Genomic DNA, 1,411 nt, shown 5'->3' on the forward strand with positions numbered 1-1,411 from the left:
CCCAGGTGATCTACACCGGGGCGGCCGCCGTCACCTGTAGTGACACCCGTGGCCCTGACCACAGTGGACGATCAGACGTTCTGAATAGCGCTCTCGAAGTCGCCGCGACTTCATTACCGCGACCTTGGATACGAACACGTCGAAGTCTGGTGCACGGCGTGGCTAGAAGATCCGAGGGCCGATCGCTATCGGCGCAGATTTACCAAAGGCGGTGCGACGAAAATAAGCGCACTGCACGTACGAGAGCTGCGGCCTAGAGCAGATCGCTGTGAGGCCTGCACGCGCCTAACGAGCCCGGTTGACATAGACCCGTTATCGGCCAGCCGGTGTTCGACGATCCGTTGCGGCGCGCCGTGGTGGCCTGCACCGCCGTGGCGTTGATGGACGGGGGCGTCGAGCAGTGGTGGAGGGAGCCGGCGCTTCTGGTGGGCTGGGTGCATACCGCAGTGCCAGCTGATCTCGTAGGCGCGGATGATCTCGTGCTGCTTGCGAGTGTCGTCGCTGCGGTACGCCGTCTCGGGGGCGGTCGCATTCCACGGGCCGATGAACGGCTCAACGTCGTGTGGGGCCGGCTCGGTGTGGAAGGCGGCCTCGTCGAACAAGGTCGCCGTGATCGTCGACCGGCTTGGTGAGGTTGGCCGGCGTTCACCGCAGGTCTGGACCCGCAGCCCACCGCGCTGGCGACGCGTCAGTCGCGTTCGCCGCCGCCGACACGCGACGTGTAGAGGCTCATCGGCGTATCCATCGGGGGCAGGCCCTCAGCCCAATGTGATCAACAGACCGTGCGCGGGGCACCAGCCTGCGCACCTTCTCCTACATACCAATCGATCATCTCACCGTCAGTTAAGCCCGGCGGCCCCAGCATTTGCACGAACACCCGCCGGATGTGCATCTTGGGTGACGTCTTGGTGCCTATTTCAGGCATGGGATGTGGTGGGAGCGCCTAGCGACGCTGCCGCTAACCTGATCGAATCTTTGGGGATCAGACGTGCACGAAGATCATTATCTTCATGTGTCATGATAGCGACTACTTACCACTCGAACGAGCACCTGTGCATGGGTCCAGCTGTCTGCTAGGCTCCCGTTCCGCCTCTTCTTACCTCATTGATCACAGGCCGGAGTTCATATGTCTGAAGTTACCGTACAGGTCGTACCCAAGAGCGGTATGGGCGGTGATCTAGCTGGCAGGACGTTAACGGAAAATCTCATGAAGCGCCTTGATGAGCTTGGCGAATCAATCTCGAAAGTAGCGGGCGGTATTCAAGAGCGCATGATCGAAGCGGACAAGCGTGACGGGCCATGGGGGTTAAGTGAAGTAGGAGCGTTATTCAGAACGTGGTTATCCCCAGGTTCGGTAGATCTCCAGTCCGGTGACGGTGCGTAGGACTTCGGGAAAGTCGGTGAGGCGTCC

2 protein-coding genes are annotated in these 1,411 nt (G+C 61.0%); both read left to right on the forward strand.

All coding sequences use genetic code 11. The features are described 5' to 3' along the window. Positions 1-326: 326 nt before the first annotated feature. The gene (locus QMG73_RS46090) at positions 327-632 is read left to right on the forward strand and encodes a hypothetical protein (protein WP_281906505.1); all 306 of its coding nucleotides are present in this window, start codon (positions 327-329) and stop codon (positions 630-632) included. A 494-nt stretch (positions 633-1,126) separates the two neighbouring features. Next, positions 1,127-1,384, forward strand: coding sequence for a hypothetical protein (locus tag QMG73_RS46095; RefSeq protein ID WP_281906506.1), 258 nt, complete (start codon positions 1,127-1,129; stop codon positions 1,382-1,384). The last annotated feature ends 27 nt before the right edge of the window (positions 1,385-1,411 follow it).

The organism is Phytohabitans aurantiacus (assembly GCF_027923225.1).
GTDB classification, from domain to species: Bacteria; Actinomycetota; Actinomycetes; order Mycobacteriales; family Micromonosporaceae; genus Phytohabitans; species Phytohabitans aurantiacus.

Bases quoted from the DNA above. Each gene is read 5' to 3' on its own strand.
- QMG73_RS46095 (WP_281906506.1), top strand. From the start codon at position 1,127: ATGTCTGAAGTTACCGTACAGGTCGTACCCAAGAGCGGTATGGGCGGT.